Below are 22,910 nucleotides of genomic sequence, written 5' to 3'. Positions count from 1 at the left end.
AACGCAAAAGCGCCGCATGGAAGCGGCGCTTTTGCGTGCAAACCCGTCTGCTCAGGCGTGCAGAAATGCGCGGGCTTCGCGTGCCTGAGCAATAAAGCCACGTGTCACGTCGCAAAAGGCTGGCTCATCGAGCGACACCAGCTCACGTTGCGCACACAGGCGTACATCGCCCTGATCGACGGCAAACCAGCAACCGTGCAAACGGGCGACATCGAAGTTCAGGCTCAACAAATGCTGCAAATCGGCAGTGCGTTCAGGGCAGCGCCCGACGCGGCAATGAAAGATGACCATTTCACTGTGCTCGGGCAGCTCGATGACGGCGGCTTCGTTATCCTGGCCGTCATACAGCGCGCATACCCCGTTCTGCCAGGTAAGCGAAGTGCCAAGCTGGGTACCCAGCGCAGTGATGAAACGGGAAAACTCATGTTGCGAGGTATTCATCGTCATAGTCCTTTAAGAAAAGCCTGAGCTGACCAGGCAGTGAGTGGCTGCCTGGCGCTGTCGGTTCCAAAAGAAAGGCTCAGCCCTGGTTGCTTTCGTCAGCGTCGGCGCCCCTCCTCCATCGCCGTCAGTTCGACAGCAGCGGCGTCATCAACTGCTGGCGATGATGTTTCCGCTGGTTTGAGTGCATCGCGCAACGAGGACACGCCGCTTGCTACGCCGTCTTCCACGACACGCACCGTATCGACCACCACCTGGGTCGGTAATTGCAGCGCACCCCTGGCCATGTGATAGGCGTTTTCAACGGCTCTGGGGACACCACCCAGGGTATCCGGCTGGAACGTATGCGGCAGTGAAGCTCTGTCCGGATGGCGAATAGTGTTCCAGGCGCTTTCAGTACGCGGCAGCATCGGCACTGCGCCGCCCATGCCCGCCTCTTTCAAGGCCTTGGCCTCGGCCGTAACCGACTGGTTGGCATACAGGGTCGACAGGTAAGACACCGAACCGGTTGCCGCCAGCGCCATGTTGCGCAGGATATTACCCGCGCTGAGCGTGCCGGATGTACCTTCGGGCTGGACTGCCACCGGCGGTAGCGCGCCGTTCAGCGCTGCGCTCTGCACACCTGAAACAGCCTTGCTGTAGAACGCGGTGCGTACCGCCGGCTCGCGAAGGTCCAGGCCTTTGGCCAGGTCCTTGCCCAGGTCGGCATTGGCGCGGTCCGGGGTGAAGACCGGGATCTTGCGTCCGCGCGGATCGACATAGGTCGAGTTCAGCTGTGCAATGGTCTGGGTGGTGGCTGATATGGCCCCGGCGATCCCGGAGGTCACCGCTCTGGCCGACAGGGTCTGGCCATTGAGCAGATTGAAATCATTCAGCATCTGGCGTACCGCCTGCCCGCCACCAAAGGCGCCGTAGGGGATCATCTCACCCAGCGGGTGGGTGGACGAAACCTGAACCTTTTTCTGATTCAAAACCGCTCGCTCGCTTTCGACGAAGGCTTTGTCCTCAGCGGCTTCTTCAGGTGTTTTTCTGACCAGTGCGCCGTTGTCGTTCTTCAACTCGAAAGGGTCGGGAATCACCGAGTCAGTATCGATCCCTTTGAGTGGCACCATATTCAGCCGTTCGTTGAGGCCGGTTTTCTGAAACCCGGCCTGCACGATCGGCTTCAACAGGTTGGTAATGCCCTCATGAGCCACCCCGGCAGTCAGTCCTACGGCCAGGGCCCTCTTCATGCTGGCGTCGGCGCTCTTTCCGGGAACGGCATCTTTCATCGCGTCACCGGTGGCCGTACGGATATACCCCAGGTGGAGCATGGACACCATAAACTGCGGCACCGCTGCCGCGACGATCGGACCGACCCCCTTCCAGCCGCCGACCGAGTTGCGATCAACGTTCAGCTTGTCGATCAGAGCATCCATTTGCGTGTGAGCGGCAACGGCATTCAGCCGCTTGGCTTCAGGCGATTTGCAGAAGTCGGCGTGCAAGTCGCTCAGCATCGCTCTGGCCGTTTCCAGCGCCTGTCTATCCATCAGCAGACCCGGTCTGCTGCCCTCATTGGCGCCCTCCAATTGACTGTCCAGTGCGGCGATGCGTTCGTCCAGCACCGCGAGACTGTGGTTCAACCCTGCTTCGATGGACTTACTCGCCCGACCGGCGTATTCGCCCAGCGCCGCCTGACTGACCGCCAGCGTGTTGCGGTCGCGCAGCCCTCCGGGGCCGAATCCATCAGCCGTCGCGTCGTGCATGAGCTGGAAGTGTTCCAGCTGGTCTGCGAGCGACTGGGCAAAGCCCTTGATCAGTTGCTCGGTCTCGGCCTTGCCTGGCACATGCCCTGGCTCAGCGAATCGTCCGAGCGTTTGCTGCAAGTCGGAGCCATGAAACTGTTTCAACTCATAACGCTCAGGCGCCAACCGGGCGGCCATGACTTCGAAGGGCAGCTTTTCAGACTGCAACAAACTGCCGATCAGCAGGGCCGCGTTAGAGCTGATAGTCGGTGTGGAAGTGCCTTGTACGGTGGGCTGTTCGGCACGAAACTTCTGCAAAATCGGCAGATGTCGCGGCGCGACTGGCAGGCGAGCGGCGCCGGCCGCCGAGCTTTCCGGCGCCTGCGCGGCCGACTGGCTGGCGGTCAGCGGCGGGTTGCTGCCCGGGCTTACCGCGTGTGGATGAGCCTGGGCGACAGCGGCAGCTGGCTGCGGCTGGTTCGCCTGGACGATCTCGGTACTGCCTGATCCGCCGACTCGTGTGCCGATCATTGGAACCTCCCGGCGCTCGCAGGATTATCACGCATGGTTGCCTTGGAAGCGGGCATATTGAGCGGGGCACCCGCAGTGCCCACCGGTCCCATGAAACCGTGTTCGCGCCACTCTCTGGCCAGGTCGGCAAAGGACTTCATCAACAACAGCACGCCCTCGGCTGTCGCTCGTTCAAGGCCTATCGATCCCATCAGCAGCACTCGGCCGGTCTGGGCATTCCAGGAGAAAGCCGGGCTGTGGGCACCCGAAAACATATGAAAGTTGATGTCCATCAACGCCAGCAATGCGCTGTCGCGATTGCGCGCGGGCAACGCGCCCATATCCCCGTAGATCAGAATCGCACGCCCCTCGTCGCGATCCTGATAGTGAAGTGTGAAGTCGACGTCGCTGATTTTGAAATTGGCTGACTCGTAAAAACGTTCGGGTTCGGAGATCAGGCTGAGCGCGCAAATCTCATTTATAAGCGTTTGATACTCATCATTTTTGTTCATTTCACGGCCTCTGAGTGCGATGTGGGTCCACACCATTTTTTTGCTGGCGTGCGCGCACTGAGTCGGAGGGCAAGGTGTTTTGGTTCCTTGGGGCGAGTCTGCCTCTCCAGACACGTACATCGGGATCATCGCCAGTCAACGCACACAAACGGGAACCCATCCCACCGTGTTGCCACTCACTTCGGGCAACGCCAAGGCAGAGTCCTCATCGACCTATAGAGCCCGACAAGGACGCGGCGATCAACGCCGGTAAATCCGGAAGACGACGCTGGTTCATATGTCCATCCCATCGAGGTAAAGCACCATGAGCATCGGTATCAACTCCTCCACCACCTACCAACCCGCTTCAACCCAGTTGGACTTCTCGGCGCTGAGCGGCAAGAGCCCACAGACCAATACGTTCAACGATGAGAGCACTGCACAGGCCGTCGACCCGAGTGCCCTGCTGTTCGACACTGCCAGCCAGAAAGACGTCAGTTTCGGAAAGCCCGACAATACGGTTCAAAGCCCCACCGACAGCAGTGCTGCAACTGACCCGCAGTCCAACGTCGTCAAGCTGCTCAGCGCGCTCGTCACATCGCTGCTGCAAATGCTCATGAACCTCAATAAAAAACAGGACACGGGTCAGGACTCCAACGAGTGGCAAGACCCGTTTCAGAACAATGGCGGACTCGGTACGCCATCGACCGAAGGCGGTGGCGGTGGCGGTGGTACTGAGGCGGCTTCAGGCGGTGACGACGGCGGCGGTACAACGGCAGCGTCGGGTGGTGGCGATGGTGGCGGTACATCCCCAACCACTGAAGGTGACGGCGGCGGTAGTTATGCGTCGACAGGCGCAGACGGCAGCGGCACGCCTTCGACCGAGGACGGAACCGGTGGCGGTGGCGGTGGCGGTGGCGGTGGCGGTGGCGGTGGCGGTGGCGGTGATAGCGTAACGCCTCAAGTCACCCCACAACTGGCCAATCCCGGCCGCAGCTCGGGCAACGGCACGGTTTCGGATACAACGGGCTCTCTTGAGCAATCCGGCGAGGTCAATGTCGAGAAAGACACCATCGAAGTCGGTCCTGGCCAGGTGTATGACGGCCACGGTGCAACCTTTACCGCCGACAAGTCGATGGGCACCGGCGACCAGGACGAACATCAGAAACCCCTGTTCGAACTGGCCGAAGGCGCTGTGCTGAAAAACGTGAACTTGGGTGAGAACGAAGCCGACGGCATCCACGTGAATGCCAAGAACTCGGAGCAGGTCACCATTGATAACGTGCACGCCCAGAACGTCGGTGAAGACATGATCACGGTCAAGGGCGAAGGAGGCGCAAAGGTCACCAACCTGAACATCACTAACAGCAGCGCCAACGGCGCCGATGACAAGGTCATTCAACTCAACGCCGATACTCACCTGAAAGTCGACGGTTTCAAAGCCACCGATTTCGGTACGCTGGTCCGCACCAATGGCGGCAAGCAGTTTGATGACATGAGTGTCGAGCTCAATGGCGTGGACGCCACCCATGGCAAGTTCGCACTCGTCAAAAGCGACAGCGATAACCTGAAGCTGGCCACTGGCGACATCGCCATGACCGACGTCAAGCACGCCTATGACAAGACCAAGGCGTCTACCCAGCACACCGAGCTCTGATACGACGCATACATGAGGAACAAGCAAAGGGGCGCATTCCGTAGAGGGCGCCCCTTTCCTTTACCGGCTATGGTTGGAGACGCTTATGAGCGCCCTGGCTGGAACGGCACCGCGCTCGGCGAACCCGCCGCAATGCCCCCCTCTTCGATGTCCGGCTCACGAACATTGCGACGACGTAATGTGTCACGCAGGGATGCCCCCGTCGCAGCAATCGCCTCACTACTCGCGTCGATGCCCGCCCTGGCCAGCTTGACAGTCTGATCGGCTACATAGCTGGTCGAACTCGACGCCGCCGATTTAACCGTATCCTGCAAGAACGACTCGGCCTTTTTCACTGCGGGATCGGTTGCGACTGCGGCCGTGGTCCAGGCTGCGAACACACCTGCCGAGCCGGCCATATTGGTCAGTTGGCTGACCGCCGCCTTGGTGGCCGGGTCAGTGATATTTTTGGTCGCCATCTCCTGCAATTTGCCCACGCCGGCAAAGCCGCCCGCCAGGGCCAGCCCGTTTTGCGCAAGACCGGTGGCCGACACCAGGCTTCTCACCGCTTTCAGGCCGTCGGTGGCGACGTCAAGCGGCAGACCCGCCATCCGCTTGCCGGCGTTCAGCGCCGCGCCGGCGTAGCTGGCTGACTTGATCGCATTGTAGGCCTCAAGCCAGTCGGTTTCTTCACTCAAGTCTGCCTTGGGTTGCTTGTCCTTGATGCCGAGCACGAATGCACCGCCGCGCAGGTGATCACGCGCCTGCACACTGAGCATCCGATTGCCGAACCCCGCGTTGGCCGCCAGGCCACCTGCCGCCGACACGCTGATGTCGACCGCACCCTGCACGGCGGGTCTGGATGCCAGTGCTGGCGCCAGCACGGTGCGCACCGCATTACGCGCACTGTAAGTCTGAACGGCAATGCCCAGATCGACCGCCTGACGCATGACACCCGGCGAATGACGCTTCACGGAAGCAGCCATCGCATCATGCAGTTTCTCAGGCGAGGTGCTCAGGTAGTGCAGGTCGCCCGTGGCGCGATTCATGACCGTAGTGCCCACCTGATCCATGACACCGGACAGCGCTCCGGACACAAATGGCGTCAGGGGTTTGAGCGGCGTAGGCAGCCAGTCGCCCTTGTTGATGGCAGGCTGCATGTACTGCAACACCGACGCAGCGGCAAACGGCGTGGCACGTAGCGCGGTCGAAGCGGTGGTTGCCATCCTGTCGAACTTCTCCGCCTTGGCGAAGGTTTCGCCAATGCTGGCAGGCGTTTCGCCCTCGTCCAGCAAGCGTCTGGCGCGAGTATCGATGATGTTGTCGATCTGCTCGTTATGCGCATGAACAGCGTCCTGATCGACGGCCGACTCACTCAACGGCAGTTTGTGCGCAGCGAACACATGATCTTTCAGGTAATCGGTAATGGCTTGCAGATTGGTCTGCTCGGCACTGCTGAGCTCGCGTACGGAACTGGAGGCAGACGATTCCGATGCGGAATAAAAGCGCTCCAGCTCGATGCTGGGGTGCGGGCTGCCGGTTCGGTTGATGTTCATGGAAACTCCCTCTCTATTGCGTAAGTTGCGTAGCAACGCGACGAGACGGGTCTGGCCGGACGACTTGCTTGTGAACAGGCAAGGCAATGGGGCGTCGGTCCGAGAGTGATAGGAATTGCAAACGTCCGGGTGCCCGTCAGCGAAGAGGACCGACAAGGCTGTGTGGTCGCAACTGTGCCGGGGGTTCCAGCTGTCGGCATGGGCCGCCATGGTCAAGACAGGCGTGACTGTTTCGCCACCATGGAGAATTAAGCGAGCTTTAAGCCTCGGTCAGTAAGTTTGCAGCGTGGCGTGTTGATTGACCGCGCCAAACCTCTTCCAACCCAGCAAAGGAGTGCCGCAATGTCTGGTCCTTTTGAAAAAAAATGGCGGTGCATCAGCAGAACGGTCACCTACGTTGGCTGGTCACTGTTCTGGCTTCTGCTCTGGGACGTGGCCGTGACCATGGACTTCATGTTGGTCCAGGGTGCTGGGATAGATCTCCCGCTGATGCCGCTTACGCTGTTGTGCTCGGCGCTTATCGTGCTGATCAGCTTTCGCAATTCCAGCGCCTACAACCGCTGGTGGGAGGCACGCACGTTATGGGGCGCGATGGTCAACAGCTCGCGCAGCTATGGCCGTCAGGTACTGACCTTGATTGAAGGCAACGCCGATGAGCGCGGCAACCCGGTGAAAGAAGTGCTGTTCAATCGTCACGTGGCTTACCTGCGGGCACTGCGCGCTCATTTGAAAGGCGATGTCAGCAAAGCGAAACTTGAAGGGCTGTTATCGGATTCCGAGATTCAGCGCGCAAAAGAGAGCAACAACTTTCCCAATGACATCCTCAATGGCTCGGCGGCCATGATCTCCGAAGAGTTTGCCGGAGGGCGAATCGACAGCATCCGCCTGGCGCGACTGGAGTCGACCATGGTCGAACTGTCCAACTGCCAGGGCGGGATGGAGCGCATCGCCAATACGCCGCTGCCCTACCCGTATGTCTATTTCCCCAGACTGTTCAGTACCCTGTTCTGCATCATCATGCCGCTGAGCATGGTGACCACTCTGGGCTGGTTCACCCCGGCGATATCCACGGTGGTCGGCTGCATACTGCTGGCAATGGACCGCATCGGCACTGACCTGCAAGCCCCGTTCGGCGCCAGCCAGCACCGGATCCGCATGGAAGACCTGTGCAACACCATCGAAAAGAACCTGCGCTCGATGTTTGATGCACCCGCAAGGCAAAGTCTGGTGATTGACGCGCAAGATCAGCAGGGCAGCGCCTGGCAACCGCATCGGCTGGTCGTTTAGACGCGTTTGACTGGCGTGCCGATGTTCCACATTGGCACGCCATCCGGGACGCCCGGCCTCATACTGCAAGACCACAGGCAGTTCAGCTCAAAACACAAATCCCTGCCCCAGTTCGCCTTCCATCCATTCCAGAAATCGCCTGACTCTGGGGAAGCTGGAGTGCGCCTTGGGGAATACCAGATGGTGCGCGGCGACCGGTGCAGTCAGGGCTTGAGGGGCAACTTCGATCAGCTCCCCCGTGGCCAGGTATTTTTGCGCCAGCAACGTACTTTCCAATGCAAACCCCAGACCGTGGCTAGCCGCTTCGAGCGTCATGTATGAGCGGTCGAAACTCAGCGCGTAGGGCTTTTCCGGACGAGCCAGACCATGCCGGGCAAACCATTCAGGCCATTTCAGCAGTGTGGCCTCGGAGAGAATCAGTTCGCGGTCGAGCAAGCCAGCGGCGCTCTCGACCGGACGTCGCGCCAATAGCTGCGGAGACGCCAGCACAGCGAATTTCTCGTCACGCAAGGTGCGCACTTCATAACTCGGCCAGTTCGGCCTGCCATGCCGGATATCGACGTCGATCTTGTCCCTGCTGAAATGCAGCGACTCGTAAGAACACGACAGGTTGATCTGAATGTCCGGATGGCTTACGCGAAAGGCTTCCAGCCTGGGCATCAGCCACAGCAGCCCGAAACTGGGCGCAGAATGCAGACGCAGGCAATCGAGGCTGACATCGCTGGCGGCACGCTCGGTGGCGACGGCGAGACTGTGCAGCACTCCGGAGACATCTTTCAGATACTGCTCACCGACCGGCGTCAGGGTCACACCACGGGCGGCCCGAACGAACAACTGCCGGCCAATCAAGGCCTCCAGCCGGGCCAGTTGGTGACTGACCGCCGACGGCGTCAGATCCAGTACTTCGGCGGCTCTTGCCAGGTTGCCAAAGCGCGCCGTCTGCTCGAAAGCCTGAAGCGCTTTCAGCGGTGGCAGGCTCAGCGGTGCATCGTCATCAGGCCGCATGGATGCTCCGATGTGTCCGATTATTCGAGTTTCATTCATTCAACCACTCGCCTGTCGAATTGACGAGAGGTGAATTTTTTTCAGCATCCAGTGATTTTTGCGGCATTGCTCAGGATCGGCACCGGGAACACTCTGAAGTCATCGATCACCCGAATCGAACCCAATAACAATAATCAGAGGTAACCCTCATGCTACTTCAAGGCAAAATTGCAGTGATCACCGGCGCGGCGTCGGAACGCGGTATCGGTCGCGCAACCGCGATCACCTTCGCCAACCACGGCGCACGCGTGGTGATTATCGATCTCGACGAGTCCGCAGCACGCGATGCCGCCGCCGCACTGGGCGAAGGTCATCTCGGCCTGGCGGCCAACGTCGCCGACGAACGTCAGGTTCACGAGGCCGTCAGCAAAATTATCGCGCACTATGGTCGCATCGACATTCTGGTGAATAACGCCGGTATCACACAACCCATCAAGACCCTGGACATCCGCCCTTCCGATTACGACAAGGTGCTCGACGTCAGCCTGCGCGGCACCTTGCTCATGTCACAAGCGGTGATCCCGACCATGCGCGCCCAGTCCTCGGGCAGTATCGTGTGCATGTCTTCGGTTTCCGCCCAGCGCGGCGGCGGTATTTTCGGCGGGCCTCACTACAGCGCAGCGAAAGCCGGCGTGCTGGGCCTTGGCAAGGCAATGGCGCGGGAATTCGGCCCCGATCAGGTGCGTGTCAACTCCATCGCTCCCGGCCTGATTCATACCGATATCACCGGCGGTCTGATGCAGGATGAGCGACGCCACGCGATCATCGACGGCATTCCCTTGGGCCGCCTGGGCGCAGCGCAGGACGTGGCCAATGCCGCGCTGTTTCTGGCCAGCGACCTGTCGTCCTACCTCACCGGTATCACGCTGGATGTGAACGGCGGCATGCTGATTCACTGACCGCGAGTGGACGGGCTGGCAAACAGCCTGTGTTTGTTCTGGATCGACGATACGCCAGGCGGTTGCCTGGCCGATCTATAAAAACAAGAGATCAGACCATCATGATAACCACCATGACCCTCGACGCGGTGTCGACCACGCGCGCCAATGCCTACCGCAAGACCGCCTGGCGACTGATGCCGTTCCTGATGCTGTGCTACCTGTGCGCGTACCTGGATCGGGTCAATGTCGGCTTCGCCAAGCTGCAGATGATGAACGACCTGGCCTTCAGCGAAACCGTCTACGGGCTGGGTGCAGGCATGTTTTTCATCGGCTATTTCCTCTGTGAGGTGCCCAGCAACCTGATCCTTCACCGGGTCGGTGCCAGACGCTGGATCGCCCGCATCATGATCTCCTGGGGGATTATTTCCGCGCTCTTCGCCTTTGTCGAAACTGCCTGGCAGTTCTACGCCCTGCGCTTTCTGCTCGGGGTGGCGGAAGCCGGTCTGGCACCCGGTCTGCTGCTGTACCTAACGTACTGGTTCCCCTCTTATCGCCGCGCGCGCATGACCGTGCTGTGGTTCATCGCCATCCCGCTGTCCGGCATGATCGGCGGCCCGCTGTCGGGCTACATCATGACCCGCTTCGCAGGCGTTCATGGCTGGGCCGGCTGGCAATGGATGTTCGTCCTCGAAGCGATCCCGACGGTGATCGTCGGCTTGCTGGTCCTGAGCTACCTCAAAGATGGCGTGCATCAGGCGACATGGTTGTCCGCTGAAGAAAAGGAACTGGTCAACAAGGAGCTGCAAGAGGACAACAGCCAGAAAGTGGTACACGCGTCGGTAGGCGCCTTCATTCGCGACAAGCGTCTGTGGCTGCTGGCGTGCATCTACTTCTGCGTGGTGATGGGCCAGTACGCAATCACCTTCTGGCTGCCGACGCTGATTCGCAATGCAGGCGTTTCCGACCCGCTGCATATCGGCCTGATGACCAGCCTTCCCTACCTGTGCGCAATCGTCGTGATGCTGTTGATGGGGCGCAGCGGCGACAAGCATCGAGAACGCCGCTGGCACCTGGTCGGGCCGATGATCGCAGGCGCGCTCGGGCTGAGCCTGGCAGCGCTGTTCGGCGGCAATCTGCTGCTCTCGGTGCTCAGCCTGTGCCTCGCCGCAGCAGGCATTCTCTCGGCATCGTCGCTGTTCTGGATGCTGCCCACCACCCTGCTGGGCGGGGTATCGGCGGCCGCCGGGATCGCCGGAATCAACAGCTTCGCCAATCTCGCGGGCTTCTGTTCGCCCTACCTGATCGGCTGGATCACCACCACGACCGGCTCAAGCGCCATTGGCATGTACCTGATTACCGGCGTGCTGTTCATCGGCGCCTATCTGGTGCTGCGCATCCCTGCCGCCTCGGTCAATCGTTGAGTCAACGGAGTAATCACCATGACAGCCAAGACTTTACCTGCGCCTTCCACTTCGCTGGCGCAGCGTGCTCATAACATTCGTCGACACGCATTACGCATGGGCCAGGTTCAGGGCCAGGGTTATGTCGGACAGGCGCTGGGCGCTGCGGACCTGCTCGCCGTGTCCTATTTTCACGCGCTGAACTATCGCCCTGAAGACCCTGAATGGGAACAGCGTGACCGCTTTTATCTGTCGATCGGCCACTACGCCATTGCGCTGTACGCGGCATTGATAGAGGCGGAAATCGTCCCGCTCGATGAACTGGAAACCTACGGCTCCGACGACAGCCGATTGCCCATGTCCGGAATGGCCACCTACACCCCCGGCATGGAAATCACCGGTGGCTCACTGGGTCACGGGCTGGGCATTGCCGTAGGGGCCTGTCTGGGTTTGAAACGCAAGAACTCGCGTTCTTTCGTCTACAACCTGCTGTCGGACGGCGAGCTGAACGAAGGCTCCACCTGGGAAGCGGCCATGTCCGCCTCGCACTGGAAGCTGGACAACCTGATCGCGATCATCGATGTGAACAACCAACAGGCCGATGGTCACTCCAGTGAGGTACTGGCTTTCGAACCCATTGTCGATCGCTGGCAGGCGTTTGGCTGGTTTACCCAACGGGTCGACGGCAACGATCTGGACGCGCTCGTCGTCGCCTTCGACAACGCGCGCCAGCACGACGGCGCGCAGCCCAGGGTCATCATCTGCGACACCAAAATGGGCAAGGGCGTGGCGTTTCTGGAAACCCGTGAAAAGACCCACTTCATCCGCGTGGATGAGCACGAATGGGACATCGCACTGAATAACCTCGACGAGGGGAAAACCGTATGAGTTCTGCCAATCACACACCGGCTCCGTCCGGCGCCACGAAGAAAAAACTGACCACCTCGGCGATGATCGCGTCTATCGCGTCCGAGGGTCAGGCCACTCGCCCGGCTCCGTTCGGCCATGCATTGGCGGCGCTCGCGGAGCAACGTCAGGATATCGTCGGGCTGTCGGCTGACCTGTCGAAATACACCGACCTGCACATCTTCGCCAAAGCGCACCCTGAACGTTTCTATCAAATGGGCATGGCCGAACAGTTGCTGATGAGCGCGGCTGCGGGCATGGCTCGGGAAGGCTTCGTACCGTTTGCGACCACTTATGCGGTGTTCGCCTCGCGTCGCGCTTACGACTTCATCTGCATGGCGATTGCCGAAGATAACCTGAACGTCAAAATCGTCTGCGGTCTGCCGGGCCTGACCACCGGTTACGGGCCGAGCCATCAGGCCACCGACGACCTGGCGATCTTTCGCGCCATGCCCAATCTGATGATCGTCGACCCCTGTGATGCACTGGAAATCGAACAGGCGGTCCCTGCGATCGCAGCACATCAGGGCCCGGTGTACATGCGCCTGCTGCGCGGTAACGTGCCCTTGGTGCTGGACGAATACGGTTACACATTCGAGATCGGCAAAGCCAAGACACTGCGCACTGGCAACGACGTGCTGATCATTGCCACCGGCCTGATGACCATGCGTGCACTGGAAGCGGCCAAGCAGCTGCAGGCTGACGGTATCGACGTGGCAGTGTTGCACGTACCGACCATCAAACCGCTGGACGAACAGACCCTACTCGCTGAAGCCAGAAAGCCGGGCCGGCTGGTGGTGACGGCCGAAAACCATTCGGTCATTGGCGGGCTGGGCGAAGCAGTGGCGACGGTGCTGCTGCGCAATGGCGTGACGCCCACGTTCAGGCAGATCGCCCTGCCGGACGCTTTTCTCGACGCTGGAGCGCTGCCTACACTGCATGATCGTTATGGCATTTCCACGCCCGCCGTCTGTACGCAAATCAAGGCGTGGCTTTAAGCACTGACAGGCGCAGGGGCTTATCTCCCTGCGCCTCGGGAGCACGTATTGAACGCCGATGAATTACTGGACCCGGCCTATCGTTGGTTCATGGACGAGCCGTCGAGCAACTGGACGCTGCACACCCTTGCCGACATCAGGGCTCGCGTCAGCGCCTCATGGGCAACCGCCGCCACAAAGCGCGGCGAGCAACACTGGACCTCCTCCGATTCGGACAACGGCGTCAGGTTATGTCTTTATCGTCCGGACCTTTCGCTCTCTCACTCTGGACTCCCCGTCATCCTGTATATCCACGGGGGCGGCTTTGTACTGGGCAGCCCGGAGATGGCCGATGACTACCTCGCAACGCTGGCCGTCGAGCTCCAGGCAATAGTCATTGCCGTCGACTACCGGCTTGCACCCGAGCATCCATTCCCGATCCCGCTGGAGGACTGTTACGCAGCGCTGGAGTGGGTATTGAGCAACGGGCTGACGCAGGGCATGGACACCCGCAACCTGGTGATCATGGGCCACAGCGCCGGCGGCGGGCTTGCTGCCGCGCTCGCCCTGCTGGCAAGAAACAGAGGTCTGCGGACCATCGCCGGCCTGGTGCTGATCTACCCGATGCTGGATCACCGTACAGGCACACCCGACGCTGCGTCAGCCAACCCGACTACCGGCACTTTCAGCTGGTCGCGTCAGGCCAATCATTTTTGCTGGGAATGCCTGCGCGGTGCCTACGCACTGGACGATGATCGCAAAGCCCTGTTCTCCCCCGCACTGGCCACCGACCTGAGCGATCTGCCGCCCACTTTCATCTGCGTTGGCGCACTCGATCTCTTTCTGGAAGAGGACCTGGCATTCGCGCTGACCCTGTCGCGCTCTGGGGTGCCGGTGGAATTGCATGTCTACCCAGGCGTGCCGCATATGTTCGATCAGTTGCCAGGCGAGCAGACAGCGCAGGCTACGCAAGATATTGCCCGGGCCATGCGCAGGATGATCGCAGCAGGGTTATGCGACTAGAATGACGCGCATGTTGCATCAACTCGGAAACAAGGGAATGTATGCTCAAGCAATGCCTGTTACTTACTACGGCCATCTCACTGAGCGGCTGTTGGAGCCTGATGTATCACCTCGATGGTGAACGTTGCGTCTATCCCGGAACACGACACGGCTGGGCATGGGGTACCAAAGACGTGACATCAACCTGGCCCTGGCTGATAGACGTGCCGTTCTCTTTGGCCCTGGATACGCTGTTTTTGCCCTACGACCTCACCGCTTTCCTGCCGGAAAACCTTGGCGGTGACGATCGCGAGTGCCATTTCAATGATGCGCTGAATGTGCTTGGCTGAGAGCCTCCCGCAGGGTCACGGCCTCGCCTCTGCTCAGGAATGCACACCTTACGGCTGGAAAAGGGACACGCCTTGATGCTCGCCACGAAACTTCACCTGCTGTGCGGCAAGATCGCATCCGGTAAATCGACACTGGCAAAATCAATCGCGACCGAGCATTCAGCGATCCTGCTCAGTGAAGATCAATGGCTCTCTCGGCTCTACCCTGACGAGATCAAATCAGTGGCGGACTACGTGCGTCTGGCCCATCGGATTCGCGACATCATCGGCCCTTTGGTCATCGACATGCTGAAGTCCGGCATGTGCGTGGTTCTGGATTTCCCAGCCAATACGCTTGCCGACCGCCAATGGCTTCGCAGCCTGGCTGAAGACGCTCAGGTTAAACATCGACTGCACTATCTCGATGTGGAAGATGATCTTTGCCTTGCCAGACTGCATGCTCGTAACGAAACAGCAGAGCATGACTTTGCGGCTACAGATGCGGAGTTCAGGCTGATCACGCGCTACTTCCAGACTCACACACTGACGAGGGGCTGGATATCCTGGTTCACCGCCTGTCATTCATCAGAGGGCGCGTGGCGACGTCCTTCCAAGAGTCTGATTTCTGATGCTCCCGCAACAGGCACCCTGCGTAGCCGGTCGGCAAAGATCGGGACAAACGGATGCCTTAACGCCACTCCACAACGAAGCCTGCCATATGAACCTTCGGCCGATATGGCGCTCACTTTATAGGTTGCCTTGTCTCATTGCCGAAAGGAATTCGCATGCTTTCGACCTCACCATCGAACCCTCTTGCCAGCCCTGTCGAGCGTGAGCTCAGTCTGCGCGCGGTGATTACCGGGGTTGTGCTCGGTATCCTGTTGACGCCTTCCAATGTGTACGCCGGGTTGAAGATCGGCTGGTCGTTCAACATGTCAATCATTGCGCTGTTGATCGGTTATGCGATCTGGCAAGGGCTGTCGAAGCGCGCCTCCGGGCAGCTGCCGTGGACGCTGCATGAGAGCAACATCAATCAGACGGTCGCCTCGGCCGCTGCGTCGATCATTTCTGGCGGGCTGGTCGCGCCGATTCCGGCTTATACCTTGCTGACAGGCCAGCAATTGGACGCCATCCCGATGATCGCCTGGGTCTTTTCGGTGAGCTTTCTGGGGATCTGGATTGCCTGGTATTTGCGGCCGTCACTGCTCAATGACACATCGCTGAAGTTTCCCGAAGGCATGGCCACTCTGGAAACCCTCCTGCACATCTACAATCACGGCCGTGAAGCTGCGACGCGCCTCAAGGTGTTGCTCAGTACCGCGTTGCTGTCGGCGCTGGCCAAGTGGATCGACACGTTCGTATGGGCGTTCCCGCGCTGGTCGCCGAGCGCTCAGTTGGAGCGCCTGACCTTTACCGCGGACCCTTCGCTGCTGCTGGTGGGGTTCGGGGCGATTATCGGTATTCGCGTCGGCTTGACCCTGCTGATCGGTGCCGTGCTGGCCTGGGGTGGCCTGGCGCCGTGGCTGCTGGAACAGGGGCTGGTGACGTTGCCGTCCGACAGCAGCGGCCCGCAGTTCGCCGCGCTGGTGGAATGGTTGCTGTGGCCGGGCGTGAGCCTGATGGTCTGTTCGACGCTGGCTTCGCTGGCTATCCGCCTGTGGACACTGCACGCGTCTACCAAAGCCAGCGGCGGGACGCCCTGGTCAATGCCCAAGCCCGGGCCGGCCGCCGGTTTTGCGCTGGCGATCCTGTTGGTGGTCAGCCTGCAGGCGCTGTTGTTCGGTATCAATCTGTGGATGGCATTGCTGACCATTCCTCTGGCGATCTGCCTGGCGGCCGTGGCGGCTCGTGTGGTCGGTGCCACGGGTATCCCGCCCATCGGCGCAATCGGGCAGTTATCGCAACTGAGCTTCGGTATCGTCGCGCCCGGTCAGGTGCCGATCAACCTGATGAGCGCCAACACCGCAGGCGGTTCAGCCGGGCAATGCACCGATTTGATGAACGACTTCAAGGTAGGCCGGGCGATTGGCGCCACGCCGCGCAAACAATTGATCGCCCAGACACTGGGGATTTGCGTCGGCAGTATCGTCGGGGTCCTGGCTTATATGGCGCTGATCCCGGACCCGCAATCGATGCTGCTCACCGAGGAGTGGCCAGCCCCGGCGGTGGCGACCTGGAAGGCTGTGGCGCAGACCCTGACGCACGGTCTGGATTCGCTGTCGGCAAGCATCCGCTGGGCGATTTTCATCGGCGGTCTGGCCGGCTTGCTGCTGGGCATCCTCGACAGCACACTACCTGCGTATCGCGCCCGGTACTTGCCCAGCGCCGCAGCCCTGGGCCTGGCCTTCGTGCTGCCCGCCTCGGTGTCGTTGATGATGGCGCTCGGTGCGGTGCTCACCTGGCTGGTGAACTGTCGCTGGCCGTCACTTACCGAACGCTTCGCCATCACCGCAGCGGCAGGCCTGATTGCCGGCGAGAGCATTACCGGCGTCGGTGCGTCGTTGTGGCAAATGGTTCAGAACGGCGGGTAGTCGCATGCATGGCGCGACAGGCAAACTGCTATGATTCGCGCCTGTGCAAGCGAGTTGAAGAATATGAATCGTCGCAAGAAAATCCAGCAGTTGCTGAAAGCTCATGCCAAAAAAGCCAGCGCCAAACTGGCCCCGCAGAGTAAGACCAAATACATCAGCAAGGCCGACCGCGTGAAGCTGGCGGCCGAAGCGGATCAGGACTCGACCAGCCCGTCCGAAGGCTGACCTGCCACGTAAGCGCCATCGTGCGACGCAGAACGTCGAGACCTGCATTCACACGCTGGAGCGTGCGGAACGATCATCGCAACTATCGTACGACGCTCTGCGTCGTATGCCTTTCCGGACGCTCCGCGTCCTCTTGCGACGCAGAGCGTCGAGACCTACATTCCCACGCGGAGCGTGCGGAACGATCATCGCAACTATCGTGCGACGCTCTGCGTCGTATGCCTTTCTGGACGCTCCGCGTCCTCTTGACAACGCAGAGCGTCGAGAACTGCATTCCCACGCTGGAGCGTGCGGAACGATCATCGCAACTATCGTACGACGCTCTGCGTCGTATGCCTTTCTGGACGCTCCGCGTCCTCTTGCGACGCAGAGCATCTAGAACTGCATCTACACGCTGAAGCGTGAGGAACGATCATCGCAACTATCGTACGACGCTCTGCGTCGTATGCCTTTCTGGACGCTCCGCGTCCTCTTGCGACGCAGAGCGTCGAGAACTGCATCTACACGCTGAAGCGTGAGGAACGATCAGCCCGAGTATCATGCCGCGCAAGCGCTTCAGGCACGGCGGTTACTTGGCAAAGGAATATTCCCCGCCCTGCTCCAAAGCCTTGCGGTACGCAGGTCTGCCCTGCAGCCTTTCAACCCACGCGGTCACGTTCGGGTACGGCTGCAGCATTCCCTGAGCCTTGGCGAACTCGCCGATGAAGCTCATCTGAATGTCAGCACCACTCAGCTCGTCGCCAAGCAGATACGGCGTCAGCCCCAGAGCCTCGTTCAGATAGCCCAGGTAGTTGGCCAGTTCCGACTGGATACGCGGATGCAGCGGCGCACCTGCGTCACCCAGGCGCCCGACGTACAGGTTGAGCATCAGCGGCAGAATCGCCGAGCCTTCAGCGAAGTGCAGCCATTGCACGTATTCGTCGTAGGTAGCGCTGGCCGGGTCCGGCTGCAGACGACCGTCGCCATGACGGCGAATCAGGTAGTCGACAATGGCACCGGACTCGATGACGACATGCGGGCCATCTTCGATGACAGGTGATTTGCCCAGCGGATGCACGGCCTTGAGCTCGGGTGGCGCAAGGTTGGTTTTCGGGTCGCGCTGATAACGTTTGATCTCGTAGGGCAGGTCGAGCTCTTCGAGCAGCCACAGAATACGCTGCGAACGTGAGTTGTTCAGGTGATGGACAGTGATCATGTGAGGCTCCGCCGGGTGAGAGTGTCTAAAAAAGACTGCGCTACCACCCGGGAGTGCCGTGAAATGATTTTACTTCGATGAACGTAACGAATTCATTCAGGTGCTTCTGTCACTCGAGGCGCCCGCCGCTTCGCCACGAAGCTCGCGCTCCACTGCCGCTTTATCAATGACCGACCAGACGCCGATGATCTTGCCGTCAGCAAAGGTATAGAACACGTTTTCGCTGAAGGTAATGCGTTGGCCAGGCGCCTCCAGCCCGAGAAAACGCCCTTGCGGCGAGCAGTTGAAGAGCAGACGGGCGGCAATCTGTGGCGCTTCGACCACCAGCAGGTCGATATTGAAACGCAGGTCGGGAATGATCCTGACGTCGTTTTCCAGCATCGCCCGGTAACCGGCCAGACTGATCCGCTCGCCGTTGTAGTGCACACCGTCGTCGACGAAATTGCCCAGGTCCTGCCAGCGACGCTCGTTGAGACAGGCGATGTAGGCACGGTACTGCTCGGCCAGGTTCATGTTGCGCCCTCTTTTTCAAAAGATACCGACGCAGCCTCGTTGAAAAGGCCGCACACCTCTGCTGTCTTACTGTAGCGCTTATGAGCGGCGCAGAGAGTGAGTAATGACAGCAGCGCATGTGCCAGATAAAAACTGCTTGGAAATCAATGAACAGCATTTTTTACCAGTCAAAAAAACTGAATTTCATTGACAGCGAAAGGGGGAAACAGGGGCGTTTATGACAAGGAAAAGTTAATCGTTTCAGCAGCCTCAAGCTCAAGGCTTTCGCCAGGAAAACAATCCTGAGCAGGTTTGTAGGGAACTAGCACGGCCGACACCGCCCTAAGCGTGACATCCATGTACTGGCGCAACGCTGGTTTCAAGCCAAGGACTTCAGATTCATGTCTTCAAGTAGCACCTCAGCAGCGGCGGGTCAGCAAGGCCGGCAACGCGCTTCATCGAATCGACTCATCTTTATCTCTGTGCTTGTGGCGACCATGGGCGCACTGGCGTTCGGGTATGACACTGGCATCATCGCCGGTGCCCTGCCGTTCATGACACTGCCCGCCGATCAGGGCGGGCTGGGTCTGGATGCTTACAGCGAAGGGATGGTCACCGCGTCACTGATTGTCGGCGCCGCGTTCGGCTCGCTTGCCAGTGGTTATATCTCCGACCGCTTCGGACGCCGCCTCACCTTACGCCTGCTGTCAGTGCTCTTTATTGCGGGCGCACTGGGCACTGCTATTGCGCCGTCCATTCCGTTCATGATCGCAGCGCGCTTCCTGCTGGGTATCGCAGTGGGCGGCGGCTCTGCAACAGTGCCGGTGTTCATCGCCGAGATCGCAGGTCCGTCACGGCGTGCGCGGCTGGTCAGCCGTAACGAACTGATGATCGTCAGCGGCCAGCTGCTCGCCTATGTGCTGAGTGCGGTCATGGCGGCCTTGCTGCATACGCCGGGGATCTGGCGTTACATGTTGGCCGTCGCCATGGTGCCAGGGGTGTTGCTGCTGGTTGGTACGTTCTTCGTACCTGCGTCGCCGCGCTGGCTGGCCTCCAAAGGCCGTTTCGACGAAGCGCAGGACGTGCTGGAGCAACTGCGCCCCAGCAAACAGGACGCGCAGCGTGAAGTCGACGAGATGAAGGCGCAGGACGAAGAAGCTCGCCATCGCCCGAAAGCAAGAGAATTGCTGCGTCAGCGCTGGGTCATCAAGTTGTTGCTGATCGGTGTAGGGCTGGGCTTCACCGCGCAGTTCACGGGGGTGAACGCGTTTATGTACTACACGCCGATCATTCTCAAGAACACCGGGATGGGCACTAACGCTGCGTTGACCGCGACGATCGGCAACGGTGTGGTATCAGTCATCGCGACCTTGCTGGGCATCTGGGCCATCGGCCGCTACGGGCGCCGGCATTTGCTGATGACCGGTCTGGTCATCGTCATTCTGATGCAGGCAGCGCTCGGTTGCGTGTTGCAGTTCATGCCGCAGAACATGACCCAGAGCTACACCGCCCTCGCCTGCATTCTGGTGTTTCTGCTGTTCATGCAGATGTGCATCTCGCCGGTTTACTGGCTGCTGATGTCAGAACTGTTCCCCATGCAGGTACGCGGCTTGCTGACCGGCACGGCGGTATCGATGCAGTGGCTGTTCAACGCATCGGTAGCGTTCACATTCCCGATTGCGGTCGATACCATCGGCAACCCGACGTTCTTCATCTTCGCCGCCATCAACATTGGCTCGTTGATTTTCGTGTTCCTGTGCCTGCCGGAAACCAAGGGCAAGTCACTGGAGCAAATCGAAAAACATTTGAAGAAAGAGCTGTAATGGGCGCCTGTCCACTGAACCTCAACTAAAGGAATAGCGATGCCCACGACCGAGCCAGCCACCGTGACCTTCACCAGTGCCATCCCGATCCTGCGGATATTCGATGAACGCAAGGCGCGTGAGTTTTACATCGACTTTCTCGGTTTCAGCATTGAATTCGAGCACCGCTTCGAAGCGGATCTGCCGTTGTATCTGGGCATCAGCCGTAATGGGCTGAACCTGCACCTTTCCGAACATCACGGTGATGCCTGTCCAGGTGCGGCGGTGTTCATCCCGACGCAGAACATCGAGCAATTGCGCGATGAACTGATCGGCAAGCAGTATGGCTACGCCCGCCCGGACATCGTTCAGCAAGGCTGGGGAAAGACACTGGAAGTCTGCGACCCGTTCGGTAACCGGCTCAGGTTCTGCGAGAGCTGAGAACCCTGCATTGATGTCAGCCGCGCGGCGCTACATTCGCCCTGCGGCTGACATGACCTATCTTTGTGCACGCAGACACATTCAAGCGCAAACATGACGCATGACTGCAGCGCAACGCCCCGCCAATAGCCAGTAACCCCACCGTAAATCGCCCTCCGGCTGACCTTGGCCCGTAACGTGCAAACGCGTCAGCTCATCTTGTATACATGAATGAACACCACCATGACCGCACTCGATATCCCTGAACTTCAGTCGGCGCTCCGCTCGGGCGAAACCACGCTGACGACACTGGTGCAGAACCTGACCGCGCACATTGATGCGGATGACCGGGCAGAGGTCTGGATTCATCGCGTCCCGCTGGCACAGCTTGTCGAGCGGGCACAGGCGCTGGAGAGTATCGCCGAACAACTGGGCGATGCGCTGTATGACCGGTTGCCGCTGTTCGGCGTGCCCTTTGCGGTCAAGGACAATTTCGACGTAGCGCAGATGCCCACCACGGCTGCCTGCCCGGCGTACGCCTACGTGCCCGAGGACAGTGCTCACGTTGTGCAACTGCTGCTCGACAGCGGCGCGATCCTGATGGGCAAGACCAATCTCGATCAATTCGCCACTGGCCTGGTGGGCGTCCGTTCACCCTACGGCGCAGTGCGCAATGCGCATGATCCGGCCTACGTCAGCGGCGGTTCGAGTTCCGGCTCGGCAGTGGCGGTAGCGCGTGGCTACGTCAGTTTTGCACTGGGCACGGACACCGCAGGTTCAGGCCGCGTGCCAGCCGGCTTCAACGGCATCGTCGGCCTCAAGCCCAGCCTTGGTCTGTTCAGCAGCCGCGGGGTCGTACCTGCCTGCCGCACGCTGGACTGCCCATCCATCTTTGCCAACGATGTGATGCAAGCCTGGCAGGTGGCGCAGGTCATTGCAGCTTACGACCCGCTGGATGCGTCCAGTGCGGCCGTGCAGGCATTGCCGGTACAGCGCAGGGTTCGGCGTGTCGCCGTCGCGCGGCACTGCGAGTTTTTCGGTGACGAGCAGGCAAAGGCGGCTTACCTCAAAACTCTGGAAGGCCTGCAAAACGACCCGCTGGTGACGGTCAGCGCTATCGAGTTCGACGTGTTCGCCGAGGCGGCTGCCCTGCTGTACCAGGGCCCGTGGGTGGCGGAGCGCCGCGCTGCCATCGGCGAATTCTTCGCCAGCAACGCGGCCGACATTCATCCCGTGGTGCGCGGCATTGTGCAGAGCGCGGATTCATTCGACGCCGTGGACACGTTCAACGCCCGCTATCGCCTGGCAGAACTGACCCGCGCTGCGCAGCAGTTGCTGACCGACATCGACGTGCTGGTGGTGCCGACCGCGCCGTGCATGCCGACCATCGAAGCGGTGCTCGGCAATCCGGTCGAGCTCAACTCACAGCTTGGCTATTACACCAACTTCGTCAACCTGATGAACATGTGCGCCATCGCCATCCCGGCAGATCGCCGCGCGGACGGACTGCCTGCGGGCATCACGCTGATTGGCCCGGCCGGTGCCGATCAGCGCCTGGCGGAGATCGCCGCTGCCTGGCAGCCGCTGTTCGGCCAGGCTGACCAGCGTGACGCCGTGGCGATGGCTCCCCTGCCCTATAACAGCCCGACCGTGCAGGTTGCAGTGGTCGGTGCACACCTCGTTGGCCAGCCACTCAACTGGCAATTGCTCGAAGGTGGCGCGCGCCTGCTGCGCACCACAACCACCAGCGCGGATTACCGCCTGTATGCGCTGGCAGCAACGACACCGCCGAAACCGGGACTGGTGCGCGTCGCTGAACAGGGCGCGAGCATCGAGATAGAAGTCTGGGGAATGCCGCTGAGCCAGTTCGGCGCCTTCGTCGCGGCCATTCCCGCACCACTGGGCATCGGCTCGCTGCAATTGGCCGACGGCCAGTGGGTCAAGGGTTTCATCTGTGAGCCTGGCGGCCTTGAAGGCGCGTTGGACATCACCGATTACAAAGGCTGGCGCGCCTACCGCGCCGCGCGCACATCTTCCATCGCTCAATGACCCGAGGTAGCA

20 protein-coding genes and 1 pseudogene are annotated in these 22,910 nt (G+C 60.3%); 14 read left to right on the top strand and 7 right to left on the bottom strand.

The window, feature by feature from the left end; genetic code table 11:
- Positions 1-51 precede the first annotated feature (51 nt).
- The 3 genes from LCH65_RS08490 to LCH65_RS08480 form a co-directional block, all read right to left on the bottom strand.
- A complete protein-coding gene (locus LCH65_RS08490) occupies positions 52-441 on the bottom strand; it encodes a type III secretion system chaperone (RefSeq protein ID WP_003433480.1) in 390 nt (129 codons plus the stop codon).
- Between the two features lie 98 nt (positions 442-539).
- Positions 540-2,696 carry a restriction endonuclease gene (locus tag LCH65_RS08485; RefSeq protein ID WP_096105059.1) on the bottom strand — a complete coding sequence of 719 codons (2,157 nt, stop codon included), beginning with the start codon at positions 2,694-2,696 and terminating at the stop codon, positions 540-542.
- Complete coding sequence (locus LCH65_RS08480) at positions 2,693-3,187, bottom strand: CesT family type III secretion system chaperone (RefSeq protein WP_032609531.1); 495 nt, start codon at positions 3,185-3,187, stop codon at positions 2,693-2,695. The genes LCH65_RS08485 and LCH65_RS08480 overlap by 4 nt, the downstream gene beginning before the upstream one ends.
- Before the next feature lie 304 nt (positions 3,188-3,491).
- Here LCH65_RS08480 and LCH65_RS08475 point away from each other — a divergent pair, with 304 nt between their 5' ends.
- Positions 3,492-4,823: a pectate lyase gene (locus LCH65_RS08475; RefSeq protein WP_226439298.1), complete on the top strand. Its 1,332-nt coding sequence runs from the start codon at positions 3,492-3,494 to the stop codon at positions 4,821-4,823.
- An 83-nt stretch (positions 4,824-4,906) separates the two neighbouring features.
- Here LCH65_RS08475 and LCH65_RS08470 read toward each other — a convergent pair whose 3' ends face one another.
- Positions 4,907-6,358 (bottom strand): type III effector, encoded by a 1,452-nt coding sequence (locus LCH65_RS08470; protein WP_226439297.1) that lies wholly within the window; start codon positions 6,356-6,358, stop codon positions 4,907-4,909.
- Between the two features lie 342 nt (positions 6,359-6,700).
- Between LCH65_RS08470 and LCH65_RS08465 the strand changes: the two genes are divergently transcribed.
- Positions 6,701-7,645 (top strand): bestrophin family ion channel, encoded by a 945-nt coding sequence (locus LCH65_RS08465; protein ID WP_226439296.1) that lies wholly within the window; start codon positions 6,701-6,703, stop codon positions 7,643-7,645.
- A gap of 87 nt (positions 7,646-7,732) precedes the next feature.
- Here the strand turns inward: LCH65_RS08465 and LCH65_RS08460 are convergent, their stop codons facing one another.
- Positions 7,733-8,650 (bottom strand): LysR substrate-binding domain-containing protein, encoded by a 918-nt coding sequence (locus LCH65_RS08460; protein WP_003365185.1) that lies wholly within the window; start codon positions 8,648-8,650, stop codon positions 7,733-7,735.
- A gap of 188 nt (positions 8,651-8,838) precedes the next feature.
- On the opposite strand from LCH65_RS08460, the gene LCH65_RS08455 reads away from it, so the two are divergent.
- The 9 genes and pseudogenes from LCH65_RS08455 to LCH65_RS08415 all read left to right on the top strand — a co-directional run bounded on the left by LCH65_RS08455 (position 8,839) and on the right by LCH65_RS08415 (position 16,940).
- Positions 8,839-9,588, top strand: coding sequence for an SDR family NAD(P)-dependent oxidoreductase (locus tag LCH65_RS08455; RefSeq protein ID WP_003365186.1), 750 nt, complete (start codon positions 8,839-8,841; stop codon positions 9,586-9,588).
- 101 nt (positions 9,589-9,689) lie between these two features.
- Positions 9,690-10,991 carry an MFS transporter gene (locus tag LCH65_RS08450; protein WP_032609495.1) on the top strand — a complete coding sequence of 434 codons (1,302 nt, stop codon included), beginning with the start codon at positions 9,690-9,692 and terminating at the stop codon, positions 10,989-10,991.
- A gap of 18 nt (positions 10,992-11,009) precedes the next feature.
- Positions 11,010-11,858, top strand: a complete 849-nt coding sequence (locus LCH65_RS08445) for a transketolase (protein ID WP_058417002.1) — start codon at positions 11,010-11,012, stop codon at positions 11,856-11,858.
- Positions 11,855-12,874, top strand: a complete 1,020-nt coding sequence (locus tag LCH65_RS08440) for a transketolase family protein (RefSeq protein ID WP_058417001.1) — start codon at positions 11,855-11,857, stop codon at positions 12,872-12,874. The genes LCH65_RS08445 and LCH65_RS08440 overlap by 4 nt, the downstream gene beginning before the upstream one ends.
- Positions 12,875-12,922: 48 nt before the next feature.
- A complete protein-coding gene (locus tag LCH65_RS08435) occupies positions 12,923-13,876 on the top strand; it encodes an alpha/beta hydrolase (RefSeq protein ID WP_058417000.1) in 954 nt (317 codons plus the stop codon).
- Between the two features lie 41 nt (positions 13,877-13,917).
- Positions 13,918-14,205: a YceK/YidQ family lipoprotein gene (locus LCH65_RS08430; protein WP_003365194.1), complete on the top strand. Its 288-nt coding sequence runs from the start codon at positions 13,918-13,920 to the stop codon at positions 14,203-14,205.
- Between the two features lie 75 nt (positions 14,206-14,280).
- Positions 14,281-14,813 (top strand): annotated as a pseudogene (locus LCH65_RS08425) (ATP-binding protein).
- A 156-nt stretch (positions 14,814-14,969) separates the two neighbouring features.
- Complete coding sequence (locus LCH65_RS08420) at positions 14,970-16,715, top strand: OPT family oligopeptide transporter (protein WP_058416999.1); 1,746 nt, start codon at positions 14,970-14,972, stop codon at positions 16,713-16,715.
- 63 nt (positions 16,716-16,778) lie between these two features.
- Positions 16,779-16,940, top strand: coding sequence for a DUF2986 domain-containing protein (locus LCH65_RS08415; protein WP_065351023.1), 162 nt, complete (start codon positions 16,779-16,781; stop codon positions 16,938-16,940).
- A gap of 568 nt (positions 16,941-17,508) precedes the next feature.
- Here the strand turns inward: LCH65_RS08415 and LCH65_RS08410 are convergent.
- Positions 17,509-18,135 (bottom strand): glutathione S-transferase, encoded by a 627-nt coding sequence (locus tag LCH65_RS08410; protein ID WP_003339874.1) that lies wholly within the window; start codon positions 18,133-18,135, stop codon positions 17,509-17,511.
- A gap of 96 nt (positions 18,136-18,231) precedes the next feature.
- Positions 18,232-18,648, bottom strand: a complete 417-nt coding sequence (locus LCH65_RS08405; RefSeq protein ID WP_058416415.1) for an ester cyclase — start codon at positions 18,646-18,648, stop codon at positions 18,232-18,234.
- Positions 18,649-19,028: 380 nt separating this feature from the next.
- On the opposite strand from LCH65_RS08405, the gene LCH65_RS08400 reads away from it, so the two are divergent.
- The 3 genes from LCH65_RS08400 to atzF all read left to right on the top strand — a co-directional run bounded on the left by LCH65_RS08400 (position 19,029) and on the right by atzF (position 22,898).
- On the top strand, positions 19,029-20,450 hold the full coding sequence (locus tag LCH65_RS08400; RefSeq protein WP_032609497.1) for a sugar porter family MFS transporter: 1,422 nt from the start codon (positions 19,029-19,031) through the stop codon (positions 20,448-20,450).
- Between the two features lie 39 nt (positions 20,451-20,489).
- The gene (locus LCH65_RS08395) at positions 20,490-20,870 is read left to right on the top strand and encodes a glyoxalase superfamily protein (protein WP_054080705.1); all 381 of its coding nucleotides are present in this window, start codon (positions 20,490-20,492) and stop codon (positions 20,868-20,870) included.
- 222 nt (positions 20,871-21,092) lie between these two features.
- Positions 21,093-22,898 carry an allophanate hydrolase gene (gene atzF, locus LCH65_RS08390; protein ID WP_058416414.1) on the top strand — a complete coding sequence of 602 codons (1,806 nt, stop codon included), beginning with the start codon at positions 21,093-21,095 and terminating at the stop codon, positions 22,896-22,898.
- Positions 22,899-22,910: the final 12 nt, after the last annotated feature.

The sequence above is a fragment of the Pseudomonas sp. MWU16-30316 genome (genome assembly GCF_020515645.1).
Taxonomy (GTDB): Bacteria; Pseudomonadota; Gammaproteobacteria; order Pseudomonadales; family Pseudomonadaceae; genus Aquipseudomonas; species Aquipseudomonas cerasi.
The sequence above is the reverse complement of the archived record's forward strand: the minus strand, read 5'-3'. Positions and strand labels throughout refer to the sequence as shown.

Excerpts from the sequence above, each read along its gene's own strand:
- LCH65_RS08490 (WP_003433480.1), bottom strand. The coding sequence starts at position 441 with ATGAATACCTCGCAACATGAGTTTTCCCGTTTCATCACTGCGCTGGGT.
- LCH65_RS08485 (WP_096105059.1), bottom strand. The coding sequence starts at position 2,696 with ATGATCGGCACACGAGTCGGCGGATCAGGCAGTACCGAGATCGTCCAG.
- LCH65_RS08480 (WP_032609531.1), bottom strand. The coding sequence starts at position 3,187 with ATGAACAAAAATGATGAGTATCAAACGCTTATAAATGAGATTTGCGCG.
- LCH65_RS08475 (WP_226439298.1), top strand. The coding sequence starts at position 3,492 with ATGAGCATCGGTATCAACTCCTCCACCACCTACCAACCCGCTTCAACC.
- LCH65_RS08470 (WP_226439297.1), bottom strand. The coding sequence starts at position 6,358 with ATGAACATCAACCGAACCGGCAGCCCGCACCCCAGCATCGAGCTGGAG.
- LCH65_RS08465 (WP_226439296.1), top strand. The coding sequence starts at position 6,701 with ATGTCTGGTCCTTTTGAAAAAAAATGGCGGTGCATCAGCAGAACGGTC.
- LCH65_RS08460 (WP_003365185.1), bottom strand. The coding sequence starts at position 8,650 with ATGCGGCCTGATGACGATGCACCGCTGAGCCTGCCACCGCTGAAAGCG.
- LCH65_RS08455 (WP_003365186.1), top strand. The coding sequence starts at position 8,839 with ATGCTACTTCAAGGCAAAATTGCAGTGATCACCGGCGCGGCGTCGGAA.
- LCH65_RS08450 (WP_032609495.1), top strand. The coding sequence starts at position 9,690 with ATGATAACCACCATGACCCTCGACGCGGTGTCGACCACGCGCGCCAAT.
- LCH65_RS08445 (WP_058417002.1), top strand. The coding sequence starts at position 11,010 with ATGACAGCCAAGACTTTACCTGCGCCTTCCACTTCGCTGGCGCAGCGT.
- LCH65_RS08440 (WP_058417001.1), top strand. The coding sequence starts at position 11,855 with ATGAGTTCTGCCAATCACACACCGGCTCCGTCCGGCGCCACGAAGAAA.
- LCH65_RS08430 (WP_003365194.1), top strand. The coding sequence starts at position 13,918 with ATGCTCAAGCAATGCCTGTTACTTACTACGGCCATCTCACTGAGCGGC.
- LCH65_RS08420 (WP_058416999.1), top strand. The coding sequence starts at position 14,970 with ATGCTTTCGACCTCACCATCGAACCCTCTTGCCAGCCCTGTCGAGCGT.
- LCH65_RS08415 (WP_065351023.1), top strand. The coding sequence starts at position 16,779 with ATGAATCGTCGCAAGAAAATCCAGCAGTTGCTGAAAGCTCATGCCAAA.
- LCH65_RS08410 (WP_003339874.1), bottom strand. The coding sequence starts at position 18,135 with ATGATCACTGTCCATCACCTGAACAACTCACGTTCGCAGCGTATTCTG.
- LCH65_RS08405 (WP_058416415.1), bottom strand. The coding sequence starts at position 18,648 with ATGAACCTGGCCGAGCAGTACCGTGCCTACATCGCCTGTCTCAACGAG.
- LCH65_RS08400 (WP_032609497.1), top strand. The coding sequence starts at position 19,029 with ATGTCTTCAAGTAGCACCTCAGCAGCGGCGGGTCAGCAAGGCCGGCAA.
- LCH65_RS08395 (WP_054080705.1), top strand. The coding sequence starts at position 20,490 with ATGCCCACGACCGAGCCAGCCACCGTGACCTTCACCAGTGCCATCCCG.
- atzF (WP_058416414.1), top strand. The coding sequence starts at position 21,093 with ATGACCGCACTCGATATCCCTGAACTTCAGTCGGCGCTCCGCTCGGGC.